Here is a 22,513-nt window from a genome sequence, read left to right as displayed (position 1 = left end):
GTCAGTGCAGGACCCGCCCGCCCTTGGCGTGCATCTCGGCGACCAGCGCCGCGACCCCTTCCAGGTGCGGATTGATGCCCAGCGCCACTTCGAAGGCGGCGAGCGCGTCGGCCTCGCGGCCATGGCGCAGGCAGATCTGCGCGAAACCCGAGATTGCGCCGAAATGCCGCGGCTCGCGCTTCAGGGTTTCCATCACGTCGGCGACGGCATTGGCATCGTCGCCCCGGATGAAATGCAGGGTCGCCCGCTTGTTCCAGGCCTCCGACCAATCCGGGCGGGCGTCGACCAGCGCGTCGAGCACCAGATGCGCCATGTCGTAATGTTTCACCGCCATGGCATTGATCGCCTGCTCCATGGCTTCGTCGGCATGCGGATCCCGGTGATTGGTCCAGATCGCCCAGATCAGGTCCTGCAGCTCATAGGCCGGCCGACGCGGCTGGAACCGCGACAGGTCGCGAAACAAACTGTCGAGCCGCTTCGGCTGAGCCGCGGCCGGCGTCGTCGCATCAAGCGACAGCACAAGTTTGAGGCAGTCCTCGAAGGCGATCGGGTCGGACACGAAGTCTCCGCGCAATTGATGTGCGAGCTCGGGGGTAGCTAAGCACTCGCACTGCTGGCGCCAAGAGCTGAACCAACAACCATGGTGGAATTGGGGTCTGATGGTCAGCGCATGGCCGCCGCGCGCGCCGCGGCGAGCCGGGTGATGGCCTCGACCAGTCCCGGGCCGGGACAGACGGTCAGCACATCAGGGATGACGATCCGGCGGTCCGGCGGATAGAGCCTGGCCAGCACCGGATGGGCGAGCAGCGCCGTGCCCTGATCGGCGGCGCGGGCCGGCGGGCCGTTGAGAACAAGGACGTCCGGCCGGAGCAGCACGATGGCCTCGAGGCTGACGAAGCCGCCAAAACCCGCCGCCGGCCTGGCATGGCGGAAGCCGGCCCGCGCCAGGGCATCGCCGAGCATGGTCGTGGGACCGGCGGCATAACCGCGCCGCTCATAGGGCAGCGCGCTCGGCGCGGGTCCAGGCGGGGCGGTCGCGGCATCGAGGCGGGCAGCCAAGGCCTCGCCGCGTTCCGGATGGCCCAGGATCGCGGCCGTGCTGCGGATGATCGCCTTGGCGTCGTCGAGCGAAGTGGCGAGCGGCATGCGCTCGACGCGAATGCCGCGGCCGCCGAGCAATTGCCCGGTGGCGAGCCGGTCGCGGGGGCCGAGGAAAACCAGGTCGGCGCCGAGCGCCAGCGCTTCTTCGGCCGATCCGGAGGTCACCGGAAAGGCGCGCGCGGCCTCGGCCGCCGCGGATATGCCGACATGTCTGGCATAAGGCGAAAGCGCGGCGATCTGGCTGGGATCAGCCAGCGCCAGGACCAGCTGATCGGCGCAGAGATTGAACGAAACGACGCGGCTGGGCGCGGCGGCGGCGGCCGAGGTCAGAGCCAACAGCGCAAGCGGCGCCGCCAGCCAGCGCCTCATGCGGCGTTGGAGGTGATCGGCTGGGCGAGCAGCAGGCGCAACGTCGCCTCGTCGCGGGCCGCCCGCAGCTTCTGGACATTGCCGGGGTCGCGGGTCAGCCGGGCGATGCGCGACAGCGCCTTCAAATGATCGGCGCCGGCGCCTTCGGGCGCCAGCAGAGCGAAGACCAGGTCGACCGGCTGGCCGTCGATCGCGTCGAAATCGACGGGATGGTCGAGGCGGGCGAACAGGCCGGTGACACGCTCGAGCTTCGGCAGCTTGCCGTGCGGAATGGCGATGCCGCTGCCGGCGCCGGTCGACCCCAGGCGCTCGCGCTCGTTCAGGGTGTCGTAGATCTCACGGGCCGAACGGCCGGTCAGTTCCGCGGCCTTGGCGGCAATCTCCTGGAGCAGCTGCTTCTTCGATTCCACGTGAAGGAGGGGGATGATGGCGCCGGCGGCGATGATGTCATGGATCGGCATTGGCTGCCTTCTTGGGATAGCGTGTTGGACGCGGGCCTCTATCTCGGCCCATGCAATGACGATGCCATGACGGGTCAGGACGGCCCGCTCGGCTCCGCCGCCGGAGGATCCACCCAGCCGACATGCCCGTCGGCCCTCCGGTACACGACATTCACCCTTCCGTGCACTGCGTGGTGAAAGACAATGGTTCGCGCCCCCGTGACGTCCAGTTCCATCACGGCGTCGGCCACTGTCATGCGTTTCAGGTTGGCGGTCTGTTCGGCAATGATCACCGGCTCGAATTCACCGGTCGGGCCATCGTCATCCTCGTCAGCCAGGTCGACCGGCGCCTCGATGACATAGGACCGTGCCTCGACGGTGGCGGCCTGGCCATTGCTGGCTGTCCGGTCCTTCTGGCGCCGCGCATAGCGCCGGAGCCGCTTCTCGATGCGCTCGGCGGCGAGGTCGCAGGCTGCATAGGCGTCGGCCGCGAAAGCCTCGGCCTGCAGCGTCGTGCCGCTCGCCAGGTGCAACGCATAGACCGCGCGGAAACCATGGGCTTCCTTCTCGACGGTCACATGTCCGGTATAACGGCCATCGGCATATCGGCCGGTGGCGTCCCCCACGCGCACCGCGATTCGTTCACGAAGCGCTTCACCGATATCGAGGTTCTTGCCAGAAATGCGCAGAGCCATAAGGCTCCCCCGATTGTCTGTTCGGATCGCGGACCGGTGGGCCGTTCCGCTTCCATCTTCTTATGTAGGTGACGGTTACGGATTACGAAATGACAAGTCAATGCGACATCGGAACGGGCCGGCCGGCAGGGCCATGCCCCGGCGCCCGCGAACGCAAGCTTAATATTTGATAATATTGAAGCATTTTGTTGTACTGGACCTGCCATGACGCCCGATGACGAGCTGTTCGCAAAGCCTGAACGCCGGGGCATCACGCTTCCCGCCTGGCTCGAACGGGCGATCTCGATCGGCATCGTAACCGCCGACAAGGAGGTGGCGCGGCGCCAGCGCCTGACCAATGTCGCGACATTCGCCGCCATGTCGAATGCCGGTTCGCATCTCGTCTCGAACGCGCTGCACGACTTCGACGGCATGATGGTGATCCATCTCTACAACGCCTTGATGGTGATTCTCGAACTGTTCATCCATCGCTTGCATCGGCGCGGCCCGAATGCCGGCGCCGTGGCGCTGCTCAGCCTGGTCATCGCAGGCAATTGCTTCGTCGTCGCCATGCTCGGCCGCGACAGCGGGCTGCAGGTCTATTTCACGCTGGCCGGCGGCATCCTGTTCCTGATCGGCATCGAGAACTGGCGGCTCTGGCTGCCGTTCATGGCGGCGACCTTCATGGCGCTCATCGCCGCGCTGTTCCTGATCTCGCCGCATGGGCTGATCGTGCCCGAGGATGCCGAGATCCGCCGGTCGCTGGCGATCCAGGGCATGCTCAACGCGATCCTGATCAATGCGGTGATGATCTTTTACGCCCTGACCGCCCTGCGCCGCACCCAGAACGAAGTCGAAGCGGCGCTCGGCCGCTCCGACGCGCTTCTGGAGATCCTGCTGCCGGCGCTGATCGCCGAACGCCTCAAGGCCAACCCCTCGAAGCCGATCGCCGACCGGCTCGACGACGCGATCATCCTGTTCGCCGATCTGGTCGGCTTCACCACGGCCTCGCACCGGCTGCCGCCCGACGTGATCGTTGCCTATCTCGACGACCTGGCGCGCGCCTGGGACGACAATTGCGCCGATCATGGCGTGCAGAAGATCAAGAGCATCGGCGACAGCTATATGGTCGCCGCCGGGATCGGCGAGGCCGGCAGCGACGGTGCGGTCCGCATGGGCCGCTTCGCCCTCGCCATGATCGAGACGCAGAAAGCCCGCGCGGCCCTTGCCGGGCATCGGCTGGATCTACGCGTCGGCATCCATCGCGGCGTGGCGACAGCCGGCGTCATCGGCCGGACCCGCATGGGCTACGACCTCTGGGGCGATGCGGTGAACACCGCGTCGCGCATGGAAAGCACCGGCCTGCCCGGCCGAATCCATGTCAGCCGGGCATTCCATGACGCGACCTGCGAGGCCTTCCGGTTCGAAGCCCGCGGCACCGTCGCGCTGAAGGGGATCGGCGAGGCCGAAACCTTTTTCCTGCTGGGCGAAAAGCCGGCGCCCTGATCAACGGGCGGCGCGGGTGATCACCTGCGGCCGCTCGAGGCAATAATAGCCGGCCAGCCGGCTGATATCGCCCCTGCGCAGCCAGTCGTTCAACATGCGGCTGGCGGTTTCCCTGGACACGCCGGCCATGGCCGCGATATCGGCCTGGCCGAGCTTGACCTTGATCAGGATGCGGCCGGATCCGACATCCTGGCCGAAGCCCTCGGCAAGAGCCACGAGGGCCACCGCCACGCGCCCCTTGACCGCCATGAAATTGGCGGTGGCGAGGGCCAGGTTGGTATCGCGCAGACGCCCGGCAAGCAGGACGGCGATGGCGCGGCAGATGGCGGCGTCGCGCGCCACCAGATCGTCGAAGGCGATACGCGGAATGAAGCGCAGCCGCGCCGCCTTCAGCGCCGAGACCGAGGCCGACCGCGGGTGGCCGTCGATCAGCGACAATTCGCCCACCACCGAGCCTGGCCGCAGCAGGGCGAGAATGCGCTGGATGCCGTTCTCCGAGGCGAGTTCGACCTTCAGAAGGCCATCGTCGATCAGGTAACAGCCGTCGCCGGGATCGCCGGCCAGGAACAGCACCTGGCCCGGATCGAGCTTGACCGGCATGGCGCGGTCGAGGAGCCGCGACGTCATGTCGGACGGCAGGGCCGCAAAAAAATGCGGCCGGCCCGCCGGCGCGGCATTGGCGAAGTCGTCGAGGCGCGGCGAGGCTGTCGGCATGGCAGGTGACGCTTGCATCCCGGCGGGCAAAGGACAAGGTGAAGCGGCGAAGCCTGCCGAAGCGGTAGGGCTTGGCAAAAGGGGGCGGCTCGCGCCGCCCCGTCCATGGCCTGGTGGACAGGGATCAATAGCAGATGCGGATCTGCCGGTAATAATCCCATTCACAGGGCGGGCCGCCGTAAAGGCCGAAGCGGTAGTGCCGGTGATGCCAATGGCCATGGCGGTGGAAATGCCCGTGACGATGGAAATGCCCGTGGCGATGGAAATGATGGCCGTGCCGGTGGAAGCCGCCGCCATGGCGGAACCCGCCATGATGCATGCCGCCGCTACGGACACCGCCGCCGCCGCGACCGCCGCGCGCCTCGGCATCGGTCGTCGCGATGAAGGCCGACCCGGCGAGAGCCAGAGCGGCGATCGCGAGATATTTGGTCGTCTTGCTGATCATGAAACCCTCCTGGGGCTTGGCCGAAGCCCGTTTGCTGTCGGTGAGGCCAAGGATGCCTGGAGCGGCGGCGCGCCGATGTGACGGGCATCACCGAATGCGCGATTGGCGCGGTGGCGGCTTGGGTGCGCCGCGCAGGCCATAGGCCCGTGAGAAACGCGCTAGCGATCCGGCACGAAGGGCGTGCCGAGCGCCGCGGGCGCCTGGCTCGCCACCCGTCCCGCCCGGCTGATCAAGACCAGGACCAGGATGGTGGCGAGATAAGGCAAGGCCGACATGAGCTGGCTTGGAATGCCCAGGCCGCGCGCCTGGGCGTGCAGCTGAAGGATGGTCACGCCGCCGAACAGATAGGCGCCGATCATGGCGCGGCCCGGCCGCCAGCTGGCGAAGACGACAATGGCAAGCGCGATCCAACCCCGCCCGGCGGTCATGCCGGGCGACCAGAACGGCGTATAGGCCAGCGACAGATAGGCGCCGGCAAGCCCGGCGCAGGCGCCGCCGAACAGCACCGCGAGAAACCGGATCTTCAAGACCGAATAGCCGAGCGCATGGGCCGAGCCGTGGCTCTCGCCGACGGCGCGCAGGACAAGGCCGGCGCGCGACCGGTAGAGAAACCACCAGACCGCGGCGCCGAGCGCGACCGACAGGTAGACCACCGGGTCCTGCTGGAACAGGAGCTTGCCGACAACCGGCAGGTCGCTCAGCCAGGGCAAGGCGATCTTCGCCATGGGATCGCGCCGGGCGCCGATGAAATCGGCCCCGATCAGGCCGGACAGGCCGAGGCCGAGGATCGTCAGCGCCAGGCCGGTCGCCACCTGATTGGTGGCCAGGCCGAGCGCCAGCGCCGCGAACAGGCCCGCCATGACCATGCCGGCGGCGATCGCCGCGAGGCAACCGACCAGCGTCGAGCCGGACAGGATGGCGGCGGCAAAACCGGTCGCCGCCCCGATGATCATCATGCCCTCGACACCGAGATTCAGGACGCCGGACCGTTCGGCCACCAGCTCGCCGAGGGCGGCGATGAACAGCGGCGTCGCGGCGGTGACGACGGTCAAGAGGATGGCTTCGACGATCCCCATCAGGCGGCCCTCTCGCGCCCGACGAGGCGCAGGCGATAGAGAATGAAAGTGTCGCAGCCGAGCACGAAGAACAGCAGCAGGCCCTGGAACACGCGGGTGAGGTCGAGCGGCACGCGCAGCGTGATCTGGGCGTTCTCGCCGCCAATGAAGGTGAGCGCCAGAAACAAGGCGGCGATCAGCGCGCCGACCGGATTGAGCCGGCCGAGGAAGGCGACGATGATCGCGGTGAAGCCGTAGCCCGGCGAAATCGACGGCTGCAGCTGGCCGATCGGCCCGGCCACCTCGATGATGCCGGCAAGGCCGGCGAGAGCCCCCGATACGGCGAAGACGAAGAGCGTGGTGCGGCGGTCGTCGAAACCGGCGAAGCGGGCAGCCCGCGGTGCCGCGCCGACCAGCCGGATCTCGAAACCCTTCAGCGTGCGGCCGATCATGAAGGTCGCCGCAATCGCCACCACGACGGCCAGGATGAAGCCGACATGCATGCGACCGCCGCCGACGATCAGCGGCATGACGGCCTCCGGCTCGAAATTGACCGATTGCGGGAAATTGAAGCCCTTCGGATCGCGCCAGGGTCCGCGCACGAGATAGTCGAGCGCCAGTTCGGCGACATAGACCAGCATCAGGCTGGTCAGGATCTCGTTGGCGCCGTAACGGGTCTTCAGCACTGCCGGGACCAGAGCCAGCAGCATGCCGCCGAACGCGCCCATGGCCAGCATGGCGGGCAGCACCCAGGGACCATTGGGCGTGCCGTGGGTGGCGAGCGCCAGCCAGGAGCCAAAAATGGCGCCCATGACGAGCTGGCCCTCGGCGCCGATATTCCAGTTGTTGGAGAGGTAGCAGAGGCTCAGGCCCACTGCGATCAGCGCCAGGGGCGTCGCCTTGACGGTCAATTCCTGCAGCGCCCAGCCGTCGGACAGGGGATCGAGGAAATAGACCTTGAGCGCGGCGAGCGGCGCCTTGCCCATCAGCGAGAACAGGATCGCGCCGGCGATCAGCGTCAGCATCACGGCAACCAGCGGCGAGGCGAACGAGAGCCAGAACGGCTGGTTGTCGCGGCGTTCGAGCTGCAGCCTCATGGCGCTGCCCCAGGGATGCCGCCCATCAGCAGGCCAACCTGCCCGCGCGGGAAATCGGCCGCCAGACGCGCCTCCGACAGGGCTCCGGCCGAGATGACGGCGAGCCGGTCGGCCAGTTCGTAGAGTTCATCGAGATCCTGGCTGATCACCACGACCGCCGCACCACGCACGGCAAGGTCGATCAGCGCCTGGCGAATGGTGGCGGCGGCCGCCGCGTCGACGCCCCAGGTCGGCTGCGCCACGACCAGCAGCAAGGGCTCGCGCAGGATCTCGCGGCCAACCACGAATTTCTGCAGATTGCCGCCGGACAGCGCCTTGGCCAAGGGGTCGGCGCTGCCGGCGCGCACGTCGAAGGCCTTGACCACGCGCGCCACCCAGGCTGCGAGGCTGGCGCGGTCGACCAGCCCGCGCGAGACGAAGCCGTTGGTGCCATGGCCCGACAGCAGGGCGTTGTCGGTCAGGGAGAAATCCGCCGCCGCGGCATGACCAAGCCGTTGCTCCGGGACAAAGGCCGCGCCGCGGCGCCGGCGCCGGGTGATATCCTCGAGGCCAGCGGGCCGATCGTCGATCCGGATCGCCTCCGACGGGCTCAGCCGCTCGCCGGAGAGGGCCTGGAACAGCTCGTCCTGGCCGTTGCCGGCAACGCCGGCAATGCCGAAGATCTCGCCGGCGCGAACGCTGAACGAGACCCGGCTCAGCGTCACGCCATGGCTGTCGGCGGCCGGCAAGGACAGGTCGTTCACCGCCAGGCGGATATCGCCCGGCACGTGGGTCGCGACCTTCAGCGTCGCCACGTCGGCGCCAACCATCAGGCGGGCAAGGCTCGCCGCGGTTTCGGTGCGCGGATCACAGGTCGCCACCACCTTGCCGCCGCGCAGAATGGTGGCCCGGTCGCACAGCCGGCGGACCTCGTCGAGCTTGTGCGAGATGTAGAGCACGCTGCGTCCTTCGGCCTTCAGCGCCTCGAGCGTCCGGAACAGCTGGTCGACCTCCTGCGGGGTCAGGACCGAGGTCGGCTCGTCGAGGATCAGGAGTTTCGGATTCTGCAACAAGGCGCGGACGATCTCGATGCGCTGGCGCTCGCCGACCGACAGGCGCCAGACCTCGCGCTTCGGCTCGAGCGGCAAGCCATAGGCGCGCGACAGGCGCGCCACCTCGGCCTCGATCCGCGTCATCGGCGTGGCCGAGGGCAGCGACAGCGCGACGTTCTCGGCAACGGTGAGCGCCTCGAACAGCGAGAAATGCTGGAACACCATGCCAATGCCGAGCGCCCGCGCCTCGGCGGGATTGGCCAGCCGGACAGTTTGCCCGCTCCAGGCGATGCGGCCCTCGGCCGGCTCGAGCAGGCCATAGAGGATCTTCACCAGGGTCGACTTGCCGGCGCCGTTCTCACCCAGCAGGGCATGGATCTCGGCGGGCTGGACGGTCAGGTCGATGTGGTCATTGGCGGCCAGCGCGCCGAACCGCTTGACGATGCCGCGAGCCTCGAGGAGCGCCGCCATCAATAGGCAATCTTGTCGGGCTTGGCGGCCCAGGCCTGAAACACCGCGCGCGCTTCGGCACTCGGCTGGTGCTCCATGGCGACCAGGGTGGTCGACGGCGCCCGCGCCACCTCGTCATAGAACGGCGCATCGTCGAATTCGATCGCCGCCGCGTCGCCGCGGGTATTGGCATAAACGATGCGGCCGACCCGGGCCCAGAGCGCGGAAGCAAGGCACATCGGGCAGGGTTCGCAACTCGTATAGAGCGTCGCGCCGCGGAGATCGAAACGGCCAAGCGCCGTGCAGGCGCGCCGGATCGCCACCACTTCGGCATGAGCGGTCGGATCATTGGTCGAGGTGACCTGGTTCCAACCCTCCGCGACGACCGTGTCGCCGACCGCGACCAGCGCCCCGAACGGGCCACCCTCGCCCTTCTCCATATGCTCGCGCGACAGCGCTACGGCGCGCGCCATGAACAGGGTGTCGAGCGAAGAGGAGCTTGTCGCGGTCATTGTCCGATCACACGCGGGCGCGGCGCCCAAGTCAATTCTGAAGCCAGGATTTCAATTCTGAAGCCAGGATTTCAATTCTGAAGCCAGGAATTCAATTCGGAAGCCTGGGATCGCATGACAAACGGCCGCTAGAGAACGCCATTCTCGCGCATCGCTGCGATCTCATCGGCCGAATAGCCGGTAGCACCCAGCACCGCGTCGGTATGCTCGCCGAGGCGCGCGCCGGGCCAGCGGATCTTGCCGGGCGTGCGCGTCAGCTTCGGCACGATGCCCTGCATGGTCATCGGTCCGAAATCGGCGGTCTCGACCTCGACCACCATGTCGCGGGCGCGGAAATGCGGATCGGCGGCAACCGCCGCCGCGTCATTGACGCCGCCGGCCGGCACCGAGGCGCCGTCGAGCAGTTTCAACAGTTCGGCGCGCGGACGGGTCGCCGTCCAGTCGCCGATGATCCGGTCGATTTCGGCCTGGTTGTCCGGCTGGCCGCGGGCGCCATGGGTGGCAAAGCGCGGATCGTGTTTGAGCCCGGCCATGCCCATGACCTCGGCGAGCCGGCCGAAGATGGTGTCGGCATTGGCGCCGATGACGATGTGGTGGCCATCCAGCGTCGGATAGATATTGGACGGTGCAAATCCCGGCGAGGTCAGCCCGGTGCGGCCGCGGACATGACCGGTCACCGAATATTCCGCGACGATGCCTTCGCTGGCGGCCAGGATGGCGTCGGTCAGGCCGACATCGATGACCTGGCCCTGGCCGTCGCAGCCGCGCTGGTGCAGCGCCGCCAGAATGCCGAAGGCGGCGTAGATGCCGGCCAGCGTGTCGCCGATCGACAGGCCGGTGCGGGTCGGCAGCCGGTCGGGGTAACCGTTGATCACCCGCATGCCGCCGATCGCCTCGGCGACCGCGGCGAAGCCGGCCTTTTCCGCGTAGGGCCCATATTGGCCATAACCGGACACCCGCGCGACGATCAGCCCGGGATTCAACGCCCGCAGCGCCTCGACGGTCAGGCCCCATTTCTCCAGCGTGCCCGGCCGGAAATTTTCGAGCAGCACGTCGGCTTCGGCGATCAGGCGGCGGAGCACCTCCTGGCCCTCGGGCCTCCGCAGGTCGACGGTGATGCTTTTTTTATTGCGGCCGATCACCGGCCACCAGACCGAGGCGCCGTCCTTCTTGGCGTAACCCCATTGGCGCATGGCGTCGCCCTTGCCGGGGTCCTCGAACTTGATCAGGTCGGCGCCCATGTCGGCCAGCAGCTGGCCGCCATAAGGGCCGGCGATGAACGAGCCGAGCTCGATCACCTTGATGTCGGAGAGCGGACCGGTGGATTGCGACATGGCGGCTTCCATCAGCAGGGGACCCGCCGAGAACTAGCCCCGCCGCCGCGGCCCGGCAATGGCCGCTAATAGGTGGTCTTCTTGCCTTCCAGCCGGCGCGCCCAGCGCGACAGGCCGAAGCAGATGATCCAATAGACCGAGCCGGCAAAGACATAGGCCTCGTTGTTCATGCCGACCCAATTGGGATCGGCCAATGCGGCCTGGGCAATGCCGAGCAGGTCGAAGATCGAGACGATGGACACCAGCGAGGTGTTCTTGACCAGCGCGATGAATTCGTTGGTCATGGCCGGCATGGCGATGCGCAGCGCCTGCGGCAGCACGATCAGCCGCGTCGTGGTCCAATAGCCGAGACTGGCGGCGGCGGCGGCCTCCGACTGGCCCTTGGGGATGGCCTGCAGGCCGCCGCGCACGGCTTCCGCCATATAGGCGGCGATGACGAAGGCGAGGCCGACCACCGCCCGCACCAGCCGGTCGATGTCCCAGCCGGCCGGCATGATCAGCGGCAGCAAGAGCGACGCCAGGAAGATCACCGTGATGATCGGCACGCCGCGCCAGAATTCGATGAAGATGGTCGACAGCATGCGGATGACCGGCAATTCGGAACGGCGCCCGAGCGCCATCAGGATGCCGAGCGGCACCGCCAGCACGCCGGCATAGACCGACAGGAAGATGGTCAGCATCAGCCCGCCCCATTGGCGGGTCTCGACCCGGACGAGGCCGAGGCCGCCGGAGAGCAGCCAGACGCCGACCAGCATGACGGCGACCCACATGAGCGGCACGACGCGGCCGCGCTGCGGCATGGCCTTCCAGAACGACAGCGCAACGGTTGCCAGCAGCAGGAGGCCGGCGAGATTGACGCGCCAGCGCTCCTCGATCGGGTAGAGCCCGTACATGAACTGGCCGAAACGGGCGCGAATGAACACCCAGCAGGCGCCGCCGCCGGTGCAGTCATTGCGCGTGGTGCCGACAAAATTGGCGTCGATCAGCGCCCAGCGCAGCACCGGCACGATGATCGCAACCAGCGCGACGAGGCAGACGATCGAGATGACCGCATCGACCGGCGTCGCGAAATAGTCGCCGCGCAGACGCCGGAGAATGGACGGGCCCTGCGGCCGGGCGAGGTCGGTGGCGGCCACGTCAGTCATCGGGTCACCAGAGCGGTCTTGGCGTTGTACCAGTTCATGAAGCCGGAGACGGCGAGCCCGATGGCCAGATAGATGGCCAGCGTGATGGCGATGATCTCGATCGCCTGGCCGGTATTGTTGAGCGCCGAACCGACGAAGACACTGACCAGGTCGGGATAGGCAATGGCCGCGCCGAAGGACGAGTTCTTCAGGACGTTGAGATATTGGCTGGTCATCGGCGGGATCATCACGCGCATGGCCTGCGGGATGACGACCAGGCTGAGCGTCCGGTTCGGCCTGAGGCCCAGCGCGTAGGCGGCCTCCCACTGGCCCTTGACCACGGCCTGGATGCCGCCGCGCACCACCTCGGCGATGAAGCCGGCGGTATAGACGGTGAGCGCCAGGAACAGCGCGACGAATTCCGGCACCAGCACGAAACCGCCACGGAAATTGAAGCCGCGGAAGGCCGGCAGGTCCCAGGTGGTGGCGAAACCGGCAATGCCGAAGGCCAGCACCGGCAAGCCGATGAGCAGGACCAGCCCGGTGGCCCAGGCCGGGAAGATCTGGCCGGTGGCATCGCGCCGGCGCTTGGCCCAGATGGCGATCGCGGCCTGGCCGACAATGCCGGCAAGGATCACCAGCGCGGCGATCTTGAAGGCCGAGCCCTCGACCGGCACCGGGATGGTCAGTCCGCGATTGTTGAGGAAGGCGACGCTGAAAATGCCGATCGACTGGCGCGGCGCCGGTAAGGCGTTGATGACCAGCGAGTACCAGAACATGACGAAGAACAAGAGCGGGATGTTGCGCACGATCTCGATGAAGGCGCCGGCAATGCCCGACAGGAGCTTGTTTTTCGACAGCCTGGCCACGCCGACCACGAAGCCGAGCAAGGTGGCCGCGATGATCGACACGATGGTGACCACCAGGGTGTTGACGACGCCAACCCAGAGCAGGCCGAGAATGTTCGAATTGCTGGTGTAGTCGGTCAGCACGAAGGGCACGTCGATGCCCGAGGTGCGCCACAGGAAATCGAATCCCGAGGCGATGCCGGCATTGACCATGTTCTGCGACGCGTTGCGCACGATGAACACGGTGACGATGACCAGCGCGAGCAGGATCACGACCTGCCAGAAGATCTCGCGCGCACGCTTGTCGTAGATCAGCCGGGTGAGTTCAGCCATGGCACATGACGGCCGGAGGGCAGAGAACCTCCCTCGCCAGGGGCGAGGGAGGTCGTGATGGCGGGAAGACGGTCAGGCTTGCAGGCCGCAGCCGGCCGGCCGGACAATGGCCGCCGGCGATCCGGTCATTGGAACGGCGGCGAGAACAACAGGCCGCCGCGGGTCCACAGCTGGTTCTGCCCACGCTCCAGGCCGAGCGGCGAGCCCTTGCCGACGGTGCGCTCATAGCTCTCGGCATAGTTGCCGACCTGCTTGATGGCGTTGAACAGCCAGTCGTTGGACAGGCCCAGCATGGCGCCGAAGCCGCCATCGGCGCCGAGCAGGCGACGGATTTCGGCATTCTTGGAATTGGCCCTGAAGTCATCGACATTTCTAGAGGTGACGCCGAGATTTTCCGCCGCGATCTGGCCGTTCAGCACCCAGCGGACGATGGCCTGCCAGCGCTCGTCGCCCCAGCGGGTCACCGGACCCTGCGGGTCGTTCGAGATGGTCTCGGTCATGATGGTGTGCTCGGCCGGGTTCTTCAGCTTGATGCGCTGGCCAGCCAGCGCGCCGAGGCCGGCGGTGTAGCTGTCGCAACGGCCGGCGTCGTAAGCCGCGATGGCGTCGTCGTTCTTCTGGAAGTTGATGATCGAGACCTTGAGATTGCGCTCGCGGAAATAGTCGGCCGCCATGCGCTCCTCGGTCGAGCCGGCGGCAACGCAGATCGAGGCGTTCTCGAGATCCGACGGTTTCTTGGCGCCCGAAGCGGTGCGCACGATGAAGGTCTGGCCTTCATAAAAATTGATGCCCTGGAAGTTCACCCCGAGCGTCACGTTGCGCGAATAGGTGATGGTGGTGTTGCGCGACAGGACATCGACCTGGCCCGACTGCAGCACCGGCCAGCGCTGCTGCACCGAGGTCGGCGTGAAACGAACCTTGGTCGCGTCGCCGAGCACGGCGGCGGCCAGCGCCCGGCAATAATCGACATCGAGGCCCGACCACTCGCCCTTGTCATTGGCGAAGGAGAAACCCGGCAGGCCGAGATGCACGCCGCATTCGAGATGGCCGCGGGCGCGGATGGCATCGAGCGTCGGGCTCGGCGCCAGTTGCTGGGCATTCGCCGCGCCGGCTCCGCCCAGGATGGCGGCAAGCAGCGCGCCACGGAACAGACTCTTCATGGATAGGCTCCCATTCCCCTCCGCGCCGGAAAATCCGCGCGGATGTTCTTGGGCGCCACAGTTCCGAGCGGCGAGCCTGGAGTCAACAGGCAAGACCGAGACGGACGGGGACAAGACCCGGTCGGCCGCCGGCAGCGGGCCGCTGGCTAGGACCGGACGAAGCCGAGGATATCCTTCACCGAGGCCATGACCGGCGCGGCGATGGCGCGGGCCCGCGCCGAACCCTCGGCCAGGATCCGGTCGATCTCGGCGGGATCGGCAAGCAGGCGCTGCATTTCGCCGGTGATCGGCGCGAGCTTGGCGACCGCCACATCGGCCAGCGCCGCCTTGAACCCGGAGAACTGACCGCCGCCGAATTCAGCCAGCACGTCGGCCTTGCTGCGGTTGGACAGCGCGGCAAAAATACCGACCAGATTGTCCGCCTCGGCGCGGCCTTCCAGGCCCTTCTCTTCCGAAGGCAAGGGCTCGGGATCGGTGCGGGCCTTGCGGATCTTCTGCGAGATCGTGTCGGCGTCATCGGTCAGGTTGATGCGCGAATAGTCGGACGGGTCCGACTTCGACATCTTCTTGGTGCCGTCGCGCAGGCTCATGACCCGGGTCGCCGGCCCCATGATGACCGGCTCGGTGACCGGGAAGAAGCCATCGCCAAGCCCGAGTTCGGCGATGCGCGGGCCAAAATCATTGTTGAACTTGATGGCGATGTCGCGGGTCAGTTCCAGATGCTGCTTCTGGTCCTCGCCCACCGGCACGTGGGTCGCCCGATAGACCAGGATGTCGGCCGCCATCAGGCTCGGATAGGCGAACAGGCCGAGCGAGACGTTCTCGCGGTCCTTGCCGGCCTTCTCCTTGAACTGCGTCATGCGGCTCATCCAGCCCATGCGCGCGACGCAATTGAACACCCAGGCAAGCTCGGCGTGCTCGTGCACCTGGCTCTGGTTGAACAGGATGGAGCGCTTGGGGTCGATGCCGGCGGCGATATAGGCGGCGGTCACCTCGCGAATCGCCTTCTTCAGCGCAGCCGGATCCTGCCACACCGTGATCGCGTGCATGTCGACGACGCAATAGATGCAGTCGTGCGTCTCCTGCATGCGCACCCAATTGACCAGTGCGCCGAGATAATTCCCGAGGTGCAGGTCGCCGGATGGTTGCATGCCGGAGAAGACGAGCGGCTTGAAGGTCGCCATGGACGCGGATTCCCTTGAAGGACGGCGCGCATCGGCGCCGATAAGGTGGCGCGCTTCCTCGCATGGGAGGCGCGCCGTTTCAAGGTTTTGCGTGAGGCCGCGCGGGCGCTATTCCGCCAGCACGCGGGTCGCCGGGAACACCACTTCGACGAGCGTGCCCTGATTGGGCGTCGACGAGATGCCGAAGCTTGCCCGGTTCGCTTCCACCAGGGCCTTGGTCAGCGGCAAGCCGAGACCGGTGCCCTTGACGCTCTGCGGATTGGAGGTCGCGACCTGGCGGAACGGCTCCATCGCCGCCTGCAGCTCGGTATCGGTCATGCCGACCCCGGTATCGCGCACGCGCAACACGGCCTCGCCGGCATCCGACAGCGCGGTGGAGACGATGATCTGGCCGCCGGCCGGGGTGAACTTGACCGAATTCGACAACAGGTTCAGCGCGATCTGGCGCAGCGACCGGGCATCCGCCACGACATTGGGCAGCTTGCCCATCAGCGAGGAGCGGATGATCACCCGCTCGCGGTTGGCCTGCGGCTGCATGATCGCCACCGTCGACTGGACGACGTCATTGAGATCGACACTGGTGAACGACAGTTCGAGCTTGCCGGCCTCGATCTTGGACAGATCCAGGAGATCGTTGATCAGCGACAGGACATGGCCGCCGGACGCGTGGATATCCTTGAGATAGTCGCGGTAGCGCTCGTTGCCGATCGGCCCGAAGCGCTCTTCCATCATCACTTCGGAAAAACCGATAATGGCGTTGAGCGGCGTGCGGATTTCATGGCTGATCTTGGCCAGGAAGTCGGATTTTTGCGACGAGGCCTGCTCGGCCTGGCGCCGGGCGGCGACCAGATCTTCTTCCGCCTTCTTCCATTGTGTCATGTCGCGGAACACGGCGGCGAGCTTCGGCCGGGCGCGCGGGCCGGTGCGGCCCATGGTCATGTAGAGCGGGATCAGGCCGCCCTGCTTGAAGCGGCCGATGATCTGGCGGCCGTCGTTGAGCACGCTGGCAACGCCATTGGCGAGCAGGCCGTCGCAATAGTCGATCGCCGACCGATGGCTCTCGGGCGCGAACAGCGTGGTGAAGCTGCGGCCTTTCAGATCGGCCGATTCATAACCGAACAGGGCTTCCGCCGAACGGTTCATGCTCTCGATGGCGCCGTCCGGCGCCAGGATCACGATGCCGTCGGTGGCGGTGTCGAGGATCTGCTCGACCTCCTCCAGTCGCCCGCGCAATTCGGTGAGCGTCGCGGTCTCGGCTTCGCCGTCAGGCGCCGCCGCGGCGTCGACCCGGGTGAGCGTGAACAGGAAGGCCTGATCGCCGGCCCAGGGGAATTTCGACAGCCGTGCCTCGACCGGCACGACCGAGCCGTCGGCGGCGGTAATCGCGATCGCCGTGTCGGAGCCGAGCTGATCCTGGTTCGGCTGGGTGGCGAAGACACGGGCGACGCCGCCGGCCGCTTCGAGGGCGGCTTCGCTCGCATAACCGGTCCAGTCGAGCAGCGTGCGATTGGCGAGCAGCACCGAATTGCCACGATGGACGAGCAGGCCGAGCGGCACCCGGTCGAGCAGCGCACGGGTATCGGCGTCGGCCGCGATCGGCAGCGCCGGTGGCGCTGGCGGCTGGGGCGTGGCGGGCCCGGAGGGCGGTGCGGGCCGGGGGGCAGCGCCAGGCGTGGCGCCAAAAGCGCTCGGCAGCGGACCGAACGGCGTTCCGGCGTCGACAAAGGTCCGCGGCGGCGTGATCGACGGCGCATCGGTTATGGCCGGCGTCACCAGTTCGGCCTGGGCCGGGGCATTGGTCTCGGCTTCGGTCTCGGCCGCGGCCGCGGCCGCGACGGTTTCAGCCGCAATCGGTTCGGCCACAATCTCCGCGACAGGTGCGACAGTCTCGGGCTCAACCGGTTCGAACGTCGCCGATTCGGGCTCGGTCAAATCGGGCCTGGCCGGCGCGGGATCGACCGATTCGGGCCTGGCCGATTCGGTGGGAGTCACCAGCTTGGCGGCAGGAGCAGCCGGTGCGGCAAGATCGGCGGCAGGCGCTTTCGGCGCCAGCGGCGGCGAGGCGGTGCCGTCGTCCATGTCGGTCTTGGCGCCCAGCGCCTTGGCAATCTCACGGAAGGCGTTGCGCTCGCCCGGCGACAGCGTCGCGGTGCGCTTCATGTCCTGCCCGGCCGTGCTGCGCAGCGCCACGACATTGGGCGGGTTGGTGTGCACGGTGAGCACCGGGCGCTGCTCTTCGAATGGAGCGGCGGCCGGCGTGCCGGCATCTTTGGTGTCCGTCTGCTTCGGCTCGTCGTGCTTGGCATCGGGGGCATTGGCGGTTTCGTCACCAGGCGATTCGGTCGCCGGGACGGCGACGTCGGGGGCCGGCTGGGTAGCAGCCTCGAGCGGGGCGACGACAGCCTCAACCGTCGGCTCGGTTAACGAGGCCTGGACGGAAAGCTGGCCGGCGGTTGCCGCAACGTCGGCCGCATCGGCGGCCGGCGCTTCGGCCTTGCCTTGGTCGACGGCAGCGGCCTCCTCGGACCCGGCCTCGACCGGCGGCGGTGCGATCGGCGCCGTCTCGCCGGTGACCAGGCCAAAACCGGAATAGCCCTGGAGGCTGCCGTCGCGCAGGCTCGGAAAGGCCGCGAGCGTGACCGACAGCCGGCGTGTTTCGCCGAGCGGCCAGGCTGCCGGAATGCCGCTGAACGGCTTGGCCGTGGCAATCGCCGCGGCGAGCGCGCCGTCGGGGTCGAGATCGAAACGATCGACGGCTTCGGCAAGGGTCAGGCCGGACGGCGCCGCAAGGACGGACGGATCGATGGCGCCGAAGCGCCTGTCGGCATCGAGACGCCAGGAAAACCGCTGCGGCGGCTCGAGCGCGGCATCGGCCTGTGCCGGCACGGCGGCCGGTTCGGCGACCTGCGCCGGCACTGCGGTGGCGCGCGGCACCGCGCTCGCGGCTGGCGCGACTTCGGTCGCCGTGGCGGCTTCGACCGCCTCGCCGACCCGCGGCATGGCATCGGGCGGGGTCACGGCCGCCTCTGGCCTTGCCGAGGAAGCGACCAGCCGAAGGCCCGGCTCCGGCTCCTGGCGCTCCCTTGCGCCGAGGAAAGCGACCAGGGCGTCAGCCGCCGGCAGCGCCACGATCACCAGGGGGCCGGTCACCAGATCGAGCCGGGCCAGGCCGTGGTCGGCCAGCGCCGCCTTGACCTGGGGCGCCTCGGCGCCGATCAGGGCACTAAGATCGGCCCCGGCGAAAGGCCGGGCAACCGCGCTGACGCCGAGCGGCGCGCCCTGGCTGTCGAACAAGGCGGCTGGAGCCGACAGATCCTGGATGAAGGACAGGGCGGCGGCGCGCGGCGTCCCCTTGGCCGGCGCCACCAGCGTGACGACGACCATGGCCGTCTCGCCGGCACGGACCAGGCGCGCCTGGGCAAGGGCATTTTCCGAGCCGAAACGGCCGAACAGGCGCAGCCGTTCCAGGCGCGGCGCGCCGTCGGCCGGCAGGTTCGGCGCCAGCCGGGCGATCTGGCCGGCCAGCGGATGGCTCGCGGCATAGCTTCGTTCGGTCGCCGTGGCGATGCCGGCCAGGCCCATGGCACGCGCGCCGGCACCGTTGGTGGCGACCAGCCGCGCCGCATCGGCCGACCACAGCCACCACGGACCGGCTTCGGCGATGAGGCCGGAGATCGCCGGGTTGGCGAGCACCGTCGACACATCGGGCGACAGGGATGTCATCCGGGCGATCCCCCAAAGGCAGCGCGCGGTCGCGCCACCAACATGATGAACGAAGTCTTGACAGATAGTGTCGGAACCGACGCCGCCCGTCCACGCCAGCCCGCCATTCCAGGTCCTCAACCCTTCGTTAGGGTTAATGTAGGCGCCGCCGCTGCATCCGCAATCGCCGCCGCTGTGTACTCTCAGGACCGGCCCGCTTCCGCTTTGCCCGGATCTGGGCAATGATTCGGCCGGGGCGTCTGTCTGCAGGCTGAGTCGGGGAGGGTCGCATGGTCGCCAAGGCACCGGTCGCCTACGAGATTCCGCTGGAAATGCGCGAGTTCGCCGACAAGAGCGTCGAACAGGCGCGCAAGGCCTTCGATGGCTTCGTCGGCGCCGCCCACCGCACCGTCACCGCCATGGAAGGCTCCGGCGAGACCGTCCAATCGGGCGCCCGCGACGTCAGCCGCAAGGCCATCGAGATCGCCGAGACCAACGTGGCGGCAAGTTTCGCTTTCGCCCAGAAGCTGGTCCGCGCGACCGATATGGTCGAGGTGATGCAGATCCAGGCCGAATTCCTCCAGAGCCAGATGCAGGCCATGCAGGCGCAGGCCAAGGAGCTGGGTGCGACGCTGACCGGCGCGGCCGCGAAAAAACCCAGCAACGGCAAGGCTTGAGCCCAACGGGCAGAAGGCTGATCGGCGGCGGGCCGGGTGCCCGAATGAACGACTTTGTCTTGTGCATTGCAGAATATGTTGCGTTGCACAATGAAATGGGCTATCGAATGGCCAACGCCGATCTCCAAGCAGTCTAACTGCGGGTCGGTTCGCCCGGGGAAGCCTCATCTAGGGGGAAGGCTTCGCGGAGCCTCGATGTTCGGTTCCCCGAGAGGAAATGCGACATGAGCCAGGCAGCCAAAACCACCAAGACCGAGACCACCGTTCCGGCCTCGCCGTTCCCGGCCTTCGACCTGACCAAGTTCGAAATGCCGAAATTCGACGCCGCCGCTTTCGACCTGTCCAAAATCGAAGTCCCGGCCGCGCTGCGCGAGACCGCCGACAAGGTCGTCGTCCAGATGAAGGACGGCTATGCCAAGCTGAAGGCCGCAGCCGAAGAGACCACCGACCTTCTCGAAGACACCTACGCCACCGCTTCGACCGGGGTGAAGGACTTCAATCTGAAGGCACTGGAAGCCGCCCGCGCCAACCTCAACGCCGGGTTCGATCATGCCCGCGACCTGATGGGCGTGAAGACGCTTGCCGAGGTCATCGAGCTCCAGTCGGCCTATCTGCGCAAACAGTTCGAGACGTTCCAGGGCCAGGCCAAGGATCTCTCGGCGATCGCCCAGAAGGTTGCCACCGACACCGTCGAGCCGGTCAAGGAGAAGGTCGAGAAGGCCTTCAAGACCGCGACCAAGTAATTCTCAAGGCGCGCCTGCCTGCCGGCGGGCGCCGCGCTGCTCCCAAGACCGCGTCATGCAGCACGTGGTCAAGCCTCCAAGCCCGGGCTTCGCGCCCGGGTTTTTTTCGACCCGGATTTTCAACTCGATTCGGGAAAACCGATATTCCGTGATTTTCGTCACACTTGGCCGTCTTGCCAAGGCCGGCCCTTCAGACTACTAGGGTCCGCGTTGATCGGGCGTCGCGTCACGCCCGCATGGGCAGCCGTAGCTCACTTGGTAGAGCGCCAGATTGTGGCTCTGGAGGTAGCTGGTTCGAAACCAGCCGGCTGTACCATTAAGCCCCGCGCGAACGCCGCCGCGACCCGACAGGACCGGCTGCTCGCTTATCTGCGGAAGATGGCCTTTGCGACCTCTTTGGCGCGACGGCGCAATCCCCACCCCAGCTTTCGGCGCCCAATGAACGCGTAGAGCCGGTAGAGCCTCATGCGGGCAGCAACTCTCATGCCCGCAAAGGGGTCCACCGGCGCGACCTCGGCCGATCGGAACTGTTCATTGGCCGAGCGCGATTTGGCTGTCTCTATCGGGACCGCGATCTGCCCGACGGTGCGCGCAGGAGCAAGACGGCGCGCAATGCCAATCTTCAATCTCGCCGCTGCGCGACGCAACCGTCGGAATTGCCAAGGCCGCCATCCCGCATCGAGCGCAGGCAAGAGCCGCAGGTCGACGAACCAGTATCGGAAGGCAAGATACAGACAAACAAGCGCGCCGAGAAAGGCGCGCCAGACGCTGCGATGCAGCCGGTAGCCAGGCCGCGCGGACCTGGCCAAAGACTGATACAACGCGTGCTCATCTTCGACCGTCCTGCGGAGCGTGAATTTTTCCAGCATCAGCTGCCGGCCGTTGCGGCCGAGCGAACGCGCCGCCTCTGGCTTGCGCAGCAGTTCGAGAATGCCGCGGGCAAGGTCGGCGGGGTCGCCGGGTTCGACCAGAACGCCCGTCTGTCCGTCGATCACGCTGTCGACCAAACCGCCGCAGCGGGTCGCCACCATGGGGCACTCCATCAGGAGGCCTTCGATGCTCCCGCCGAGGTTCTCACTGGCGGATGCCTGCACGGCGACGTCGAAGCTCTTCAACAGGGCTGGAATATCGGCGCGGAATCCGAGGAACTTCACACTCTCGGTCAATCCGAGATTCTGAACCAGCCCTTCCATCTTGGCGAGATAGGCGCGGCCACCCTCCTCCCATCCCGAGCCAACCAGAACGAGCTTCGCGCCCGGAACCTGTTCAAGAATGGCTGGCATGGCCTTGATCAGGTCTGCCTGGCATTTGACGGACCGCCCCTGCACGGCCGGCGGCGTCCAGCGGTTCACACCGAGTTCTGGATAGAAGTATGCGACCATGCCGATCAGAGGCGTGTCCGCCGACCACCCGTATTCGTTGCGCAGCTCTGCTGCCGTGTGGTGCCGGGGATCGAATTTCGCGTCATCGGGTCCGTAATAAATGACCCTGAGCCTCGCATCGCGGACGCCCATCGACTTGTAGAGCGTGCGGCTGAATTCGCAGGAGGGAATCAGCGCCGTTTCCATCCATTGCGTCGATCCATCGATCCAGCGCGGCGTGTAGGCCTCCAGATGAAACGGGCCGGCAACCATCGACAGGCGAACCGGAACGTCGGCGAGCCACGCGGCCAAGCGACCGATAACCATCGAATGGAAAAGATGCGTCTGCACGATATCGAAGCGCTCGTGCCGCAATATCCCGGCGAGCGCCCATATCTTCATCGGCAGGGCAAGCAGATCCGATGAATTCAGGAACTCAAAATCGGCGACGAGCACGCGGATACCGGCGGCTTCGAAGCGGTCAACAAGCTTACCCTTGCGGCCATTCAGGATGACCGACACATCGTAGCCGAAGCGGTCCCGAAGGTCGCGCAACTGCTCGAAGGCCCAAACGGCGCCTTCAGTGGTCGCAAGGATATGGCAAACGCGCATTCGCCTCTCCGCGATATGCGCACGCGCTGGCTCTCGTACCT

The 22,513-nt window shown here is 67.1% G+C and carries 20 protein-coding genes and 1 tRNA gene; 4 read left to right on the top strand and 17 right to left on the bottom strand.

Translation table 11 applies throughout. The features are described from left to right. Position 1 precedes the first annotated feature (1 nt). The 4 genes from E8M01_RS13380 to hpf all read right to left on the bottom strand — a co-directional run bounded on the left by E8M01_RS13380 (position 2) and on the right by hpf (position 2,605). Positions 2 to 559, bottom strand: a complete 558-nt coding sequence (locus E8M01_RS13380; RefSeq protein WP_136960570.1) for a tetratricopeptide repeat protein — start codon at positions 557 to 559, stop codon at positions 2 to 4. A gap of 104 nt (positions 560 to 663) precedes the next feature. Then, positions 664 to 1,470 (bottom strand): ABC transporter substrate-binding protein, encoded by an 807-nt coding sequence (locus E8M01_RS13375; protein ID WP_136960569.1) that lies wholly within the window; start codon positions 1,468 to 1,470, stop codon positions 664 to 666. Further along, the gene (ptsN, locus tag E8M01_RS13370; protein WP_136960568.1) at positions 1,467 to 1,931 is read right to left on the bottom strand and encodes a PTS IIA-like nitrogen regulatory protein PtsN; all 465 of its coding nucleotides are present in this window, start codon (positions 1,929 to 1,931) and stop codon (positions 1,467 to 1,469) included. Before ptsN ends, E8M01_RS13375 begins: the two co-directional genes overlap by 4 nt. A 74-nt stretch (positions 1,932 to 2,005) precedes the next feature. Next, complete coding sequence (hpf, locus tag E8M01_RS13365; protein WP_136960567.1) at positions 2,006 to 2,605, bottom strand: ribosome hibernation-promoting factor, HPF/YfiA family; 600 nt, start codon at positions 2,603 to 2,605, stop codon at positions 2,006 to 2,008. 204 nt (positions 2,606 to 2,809) lie between these two features. Here hpf and E8M01_RS13360 point away from each other — a divergent pair, with 204 nt between their 5' ends. Then, complete coding sequence (locus E8M01_RS13360; RefSeq protein ID WP_136960566.1) at positions 2,810 to 4,090, top strand: adenylate/guanylate cyclase domain-containing protein; 1,281 nt, start codon at positions 2,810 to 2,812, stop codon at positions 4,088 to 4,090. On the opposite strand, the gene E8M01_RS13355 is transcribed toward E8M01_RS13360, so the two are convergent. The 12 genes from E8M01_RS13355 to E8M01_RS13300 form a co-directional block, all read right to left on the bottom strand. Continuing rightward, positions 4,091 to 4,804, bottom strand: a complete 714-nt coding sequence (locus E8M01_RS13355) for a Crp/Fnr family transcriptional regulator (protein ID WP_136960565.1) — start codon at positions 4,802 to 4,804, stop codon at positions 4,091 to 4,093. It abuts the gene before it with no gap. A gap of 124 nt (positions 4,805 to 4,928) precedes the next feature. Next, positions 4,929 to 5,249 carry a hypothetical protein gene (locus tag E8M01_RS13350; protein WP_136960564.1) on the bottom strand — a complete coding sequence of 107 codons (321 nt, stop codon included), beginning with the start codon at positions 5,247 to 5,249 and terminating at the stop codon, positions 4,929 to 4,931. Positions 5,250 to 5,407: 158 nt separating this feature from the next. After that, a complete protein-coding gene (locus E8M01_RS13345; protein WP_136960563.1) occupies positions 5,408 to 6,325 on the bottom strand; it encodes an ABC transporter permease in 918 nt (305 codons plus the stop codon). Further along, positions 6,325 to 7,401, bottom strand: coding sequence for an ABC transporter permease (locus E8M01_RS13340; RefSeq protein WP_136960562.1), 1,077 nt, complete (start codon positions 7,399 to 7,401; stop codon positions 6,325 to 6,327). Before E8M01_RS13340 ends, E8M01_RS13345 begins: the two co-directional genes overlap by 1 nt. Then, the gene (locus E8M01_RS13335) at positions 7,398 to 8,903 is read right to left on the bottom strand and encodes an ABC transporter ATP-binding protein (RefSeq protein WP_136960561.1); all 1,506 of its coding nucleotides are present in this window, start codon (positions 8,901 to 8,903) and stop codon (positions 7,398 to 7,400) included. Before E8M01_RS13335 ends, E8M01_RS13340 begins: the two co-directional genes overlap by 4 nt. Continuing rightward, the gene (locus E8M01_RS13330) at positions 8,903 to 9,394 is read right to left on the bottom strand and encodes a nucleoside deaminase (RefSeq protein WP_136960560.1); all 492 of its coding nucleotides are present in this window, start codon (positions 9,392 to 9,394) and stop codon (positions 8,903 to 8,905) included. The genes E8M01_RS13335 and E8M01_RS13330 overlap by 1 nt, the downstream gene beginning before the upstream one ends. A gap of 128 nt (positions 9,395 to 9,522) precedes the next feature. After that, positions 9,523 to 10,728 (bottom strand): CaiB/BaiF CoA transferase family protein, encoded by a 1,206-nt coding sequence (locus E8M01_RS13325; protein ID WP_136960559.1) that lies wholly within the window; start codon positions 10,726 to 10,728, stop codon positions 9,523 to 9,525. Positions 10,729 to 10,793: 65 nt separating this feature from the next. After that, positions 10,794 to 11,873 (bottom strand): amino acid ABC transporter permease, encoded by a 1,080-nt coding sequence (locus E8M01_RS13320; RefSeq protein ID WP_136960558.1) that lies wholly within the window; start codon positions 11,871 to 11,873, stop codon positions 10,794 to 10,796. Further along, a complete protein-coding gene (locus E8M01_RS13315) occupies positions 11,870 to 13,033 on the bottom strand; it encodes an amino acid ABC transporter permease (protein ID WP_170181888.1) in 1,164 nt (387 codons plus the stop codon). Before E8M01_RS13315 ends, E8M01_RS13320 begins: the two co-directional genes overlap by 4 nt. Positions 13,034 to 13,158: 125 nt before the next feature. Next, positions 13,159 to 14,193 carry an amino acid ABC transporter substrate-binding protein gene (locus E8M01_RS13310; protein WP_136960557.1) on the bottom strand — a complete coding sequence of 345 codons (1,035 nt, stop codon included), beginning with the start codon at positions 14,191 to 14,193 and terminating at the stop codon, positions 13,159 to 13,161. A gap of 146 nt (positions 14,194 to 14,339) precedes the next feature. Continuing rightward, a complete protein-coding gene (trpS, locus tag E8M01_RS13305; RefSeq protein ID WP_136960556.1) occupies positions 14,340 to 15,377 on the bottom strand; it encodes a tryptophan--tRNA ligase in 1,038 nt (345 codons plus the stop codon). A 108-nt stretch (positions 15,378 to 15,485) separates the two neighbouring features. Beyond that, positions 15,486 to 19,100 carry a histidine kinase dimerization/phospho-acceptor domain-containing protein gene (locus E8M01_RS13300; protein WP_246088716.1) on the bottom strand — a complete coding sequence of 1,205 codons (3,615 nt, stop codon included), beginning with the start codon at positions 19,098 to 19,100 and terminating at the stop codon, positions 15,486 to 15,488. A 269-nt stretch (positions 19,101 to 19,369) separates the two neighbouring features. Between E8M01_RS13300 and E8M01_RS13295 the strand changes: the two genes are divergently transcribed. The 3 genes from E8M01_RS13295 (at position 19,370) to E8M01_RS13285 (ending at position 20,815) form a co-directional block, all read left to right on the top strand. Further along, a complete protein-coding gene (locus E8M01_RS13295; protein ID WP_136960555.1) occupies positions 19,370 to 19,756 on the top strand; it encodes a phasin in 387 nt (128 codons plus the stop codon). Positions 19,757 to 19,980: 224 nt separating this feature from the next. Then, complete coding sequence (locus E8M01_RS13290) at positions 19,981 to 20,499, top strand: phasin (protein ID WP_136960554.1); 519 nt, start codon at positions 19,981 to 19,983, stop codon at positions 20,497 to 20,499. Between the two features lie 240 nt (positions 20,500 to 20,739). Next, positions 20,740 to 20,815 (top strand) — tRNA-His (locus E8M01_RS13285). 49 nt (positions 20,816 to 20,864) lie between these two features. Here E8M01_RS13285 and E8M01_RS13280 read toward each other — a convergent pair. Next, entirely contained in the window at positions 20,865 to 22,472 is a 1,608-nt protein-coding gene (locus tag E8M01_RS13280) for a glycosyltransferase (protein WP_246088715.1), read from the bottom strand. Positions 22,473 to 22,513 lie beyond the last annotated feature (41 nt).

This window comes from Phreatobacter stygius (assembly GCF_005144885.1).
Lineage (GTDB): Bacteria > Pseudomonadota > Alphaproteobacteria > Rhizobiales > Phreatobacteraceae > Phreatobacter > Phreatobacter stygius.
The sequence above is the reverse complement of the archived record's forward strand: the minus strand, read 5'-3'. Positions and strand labels throughout refer to the sequence as shown.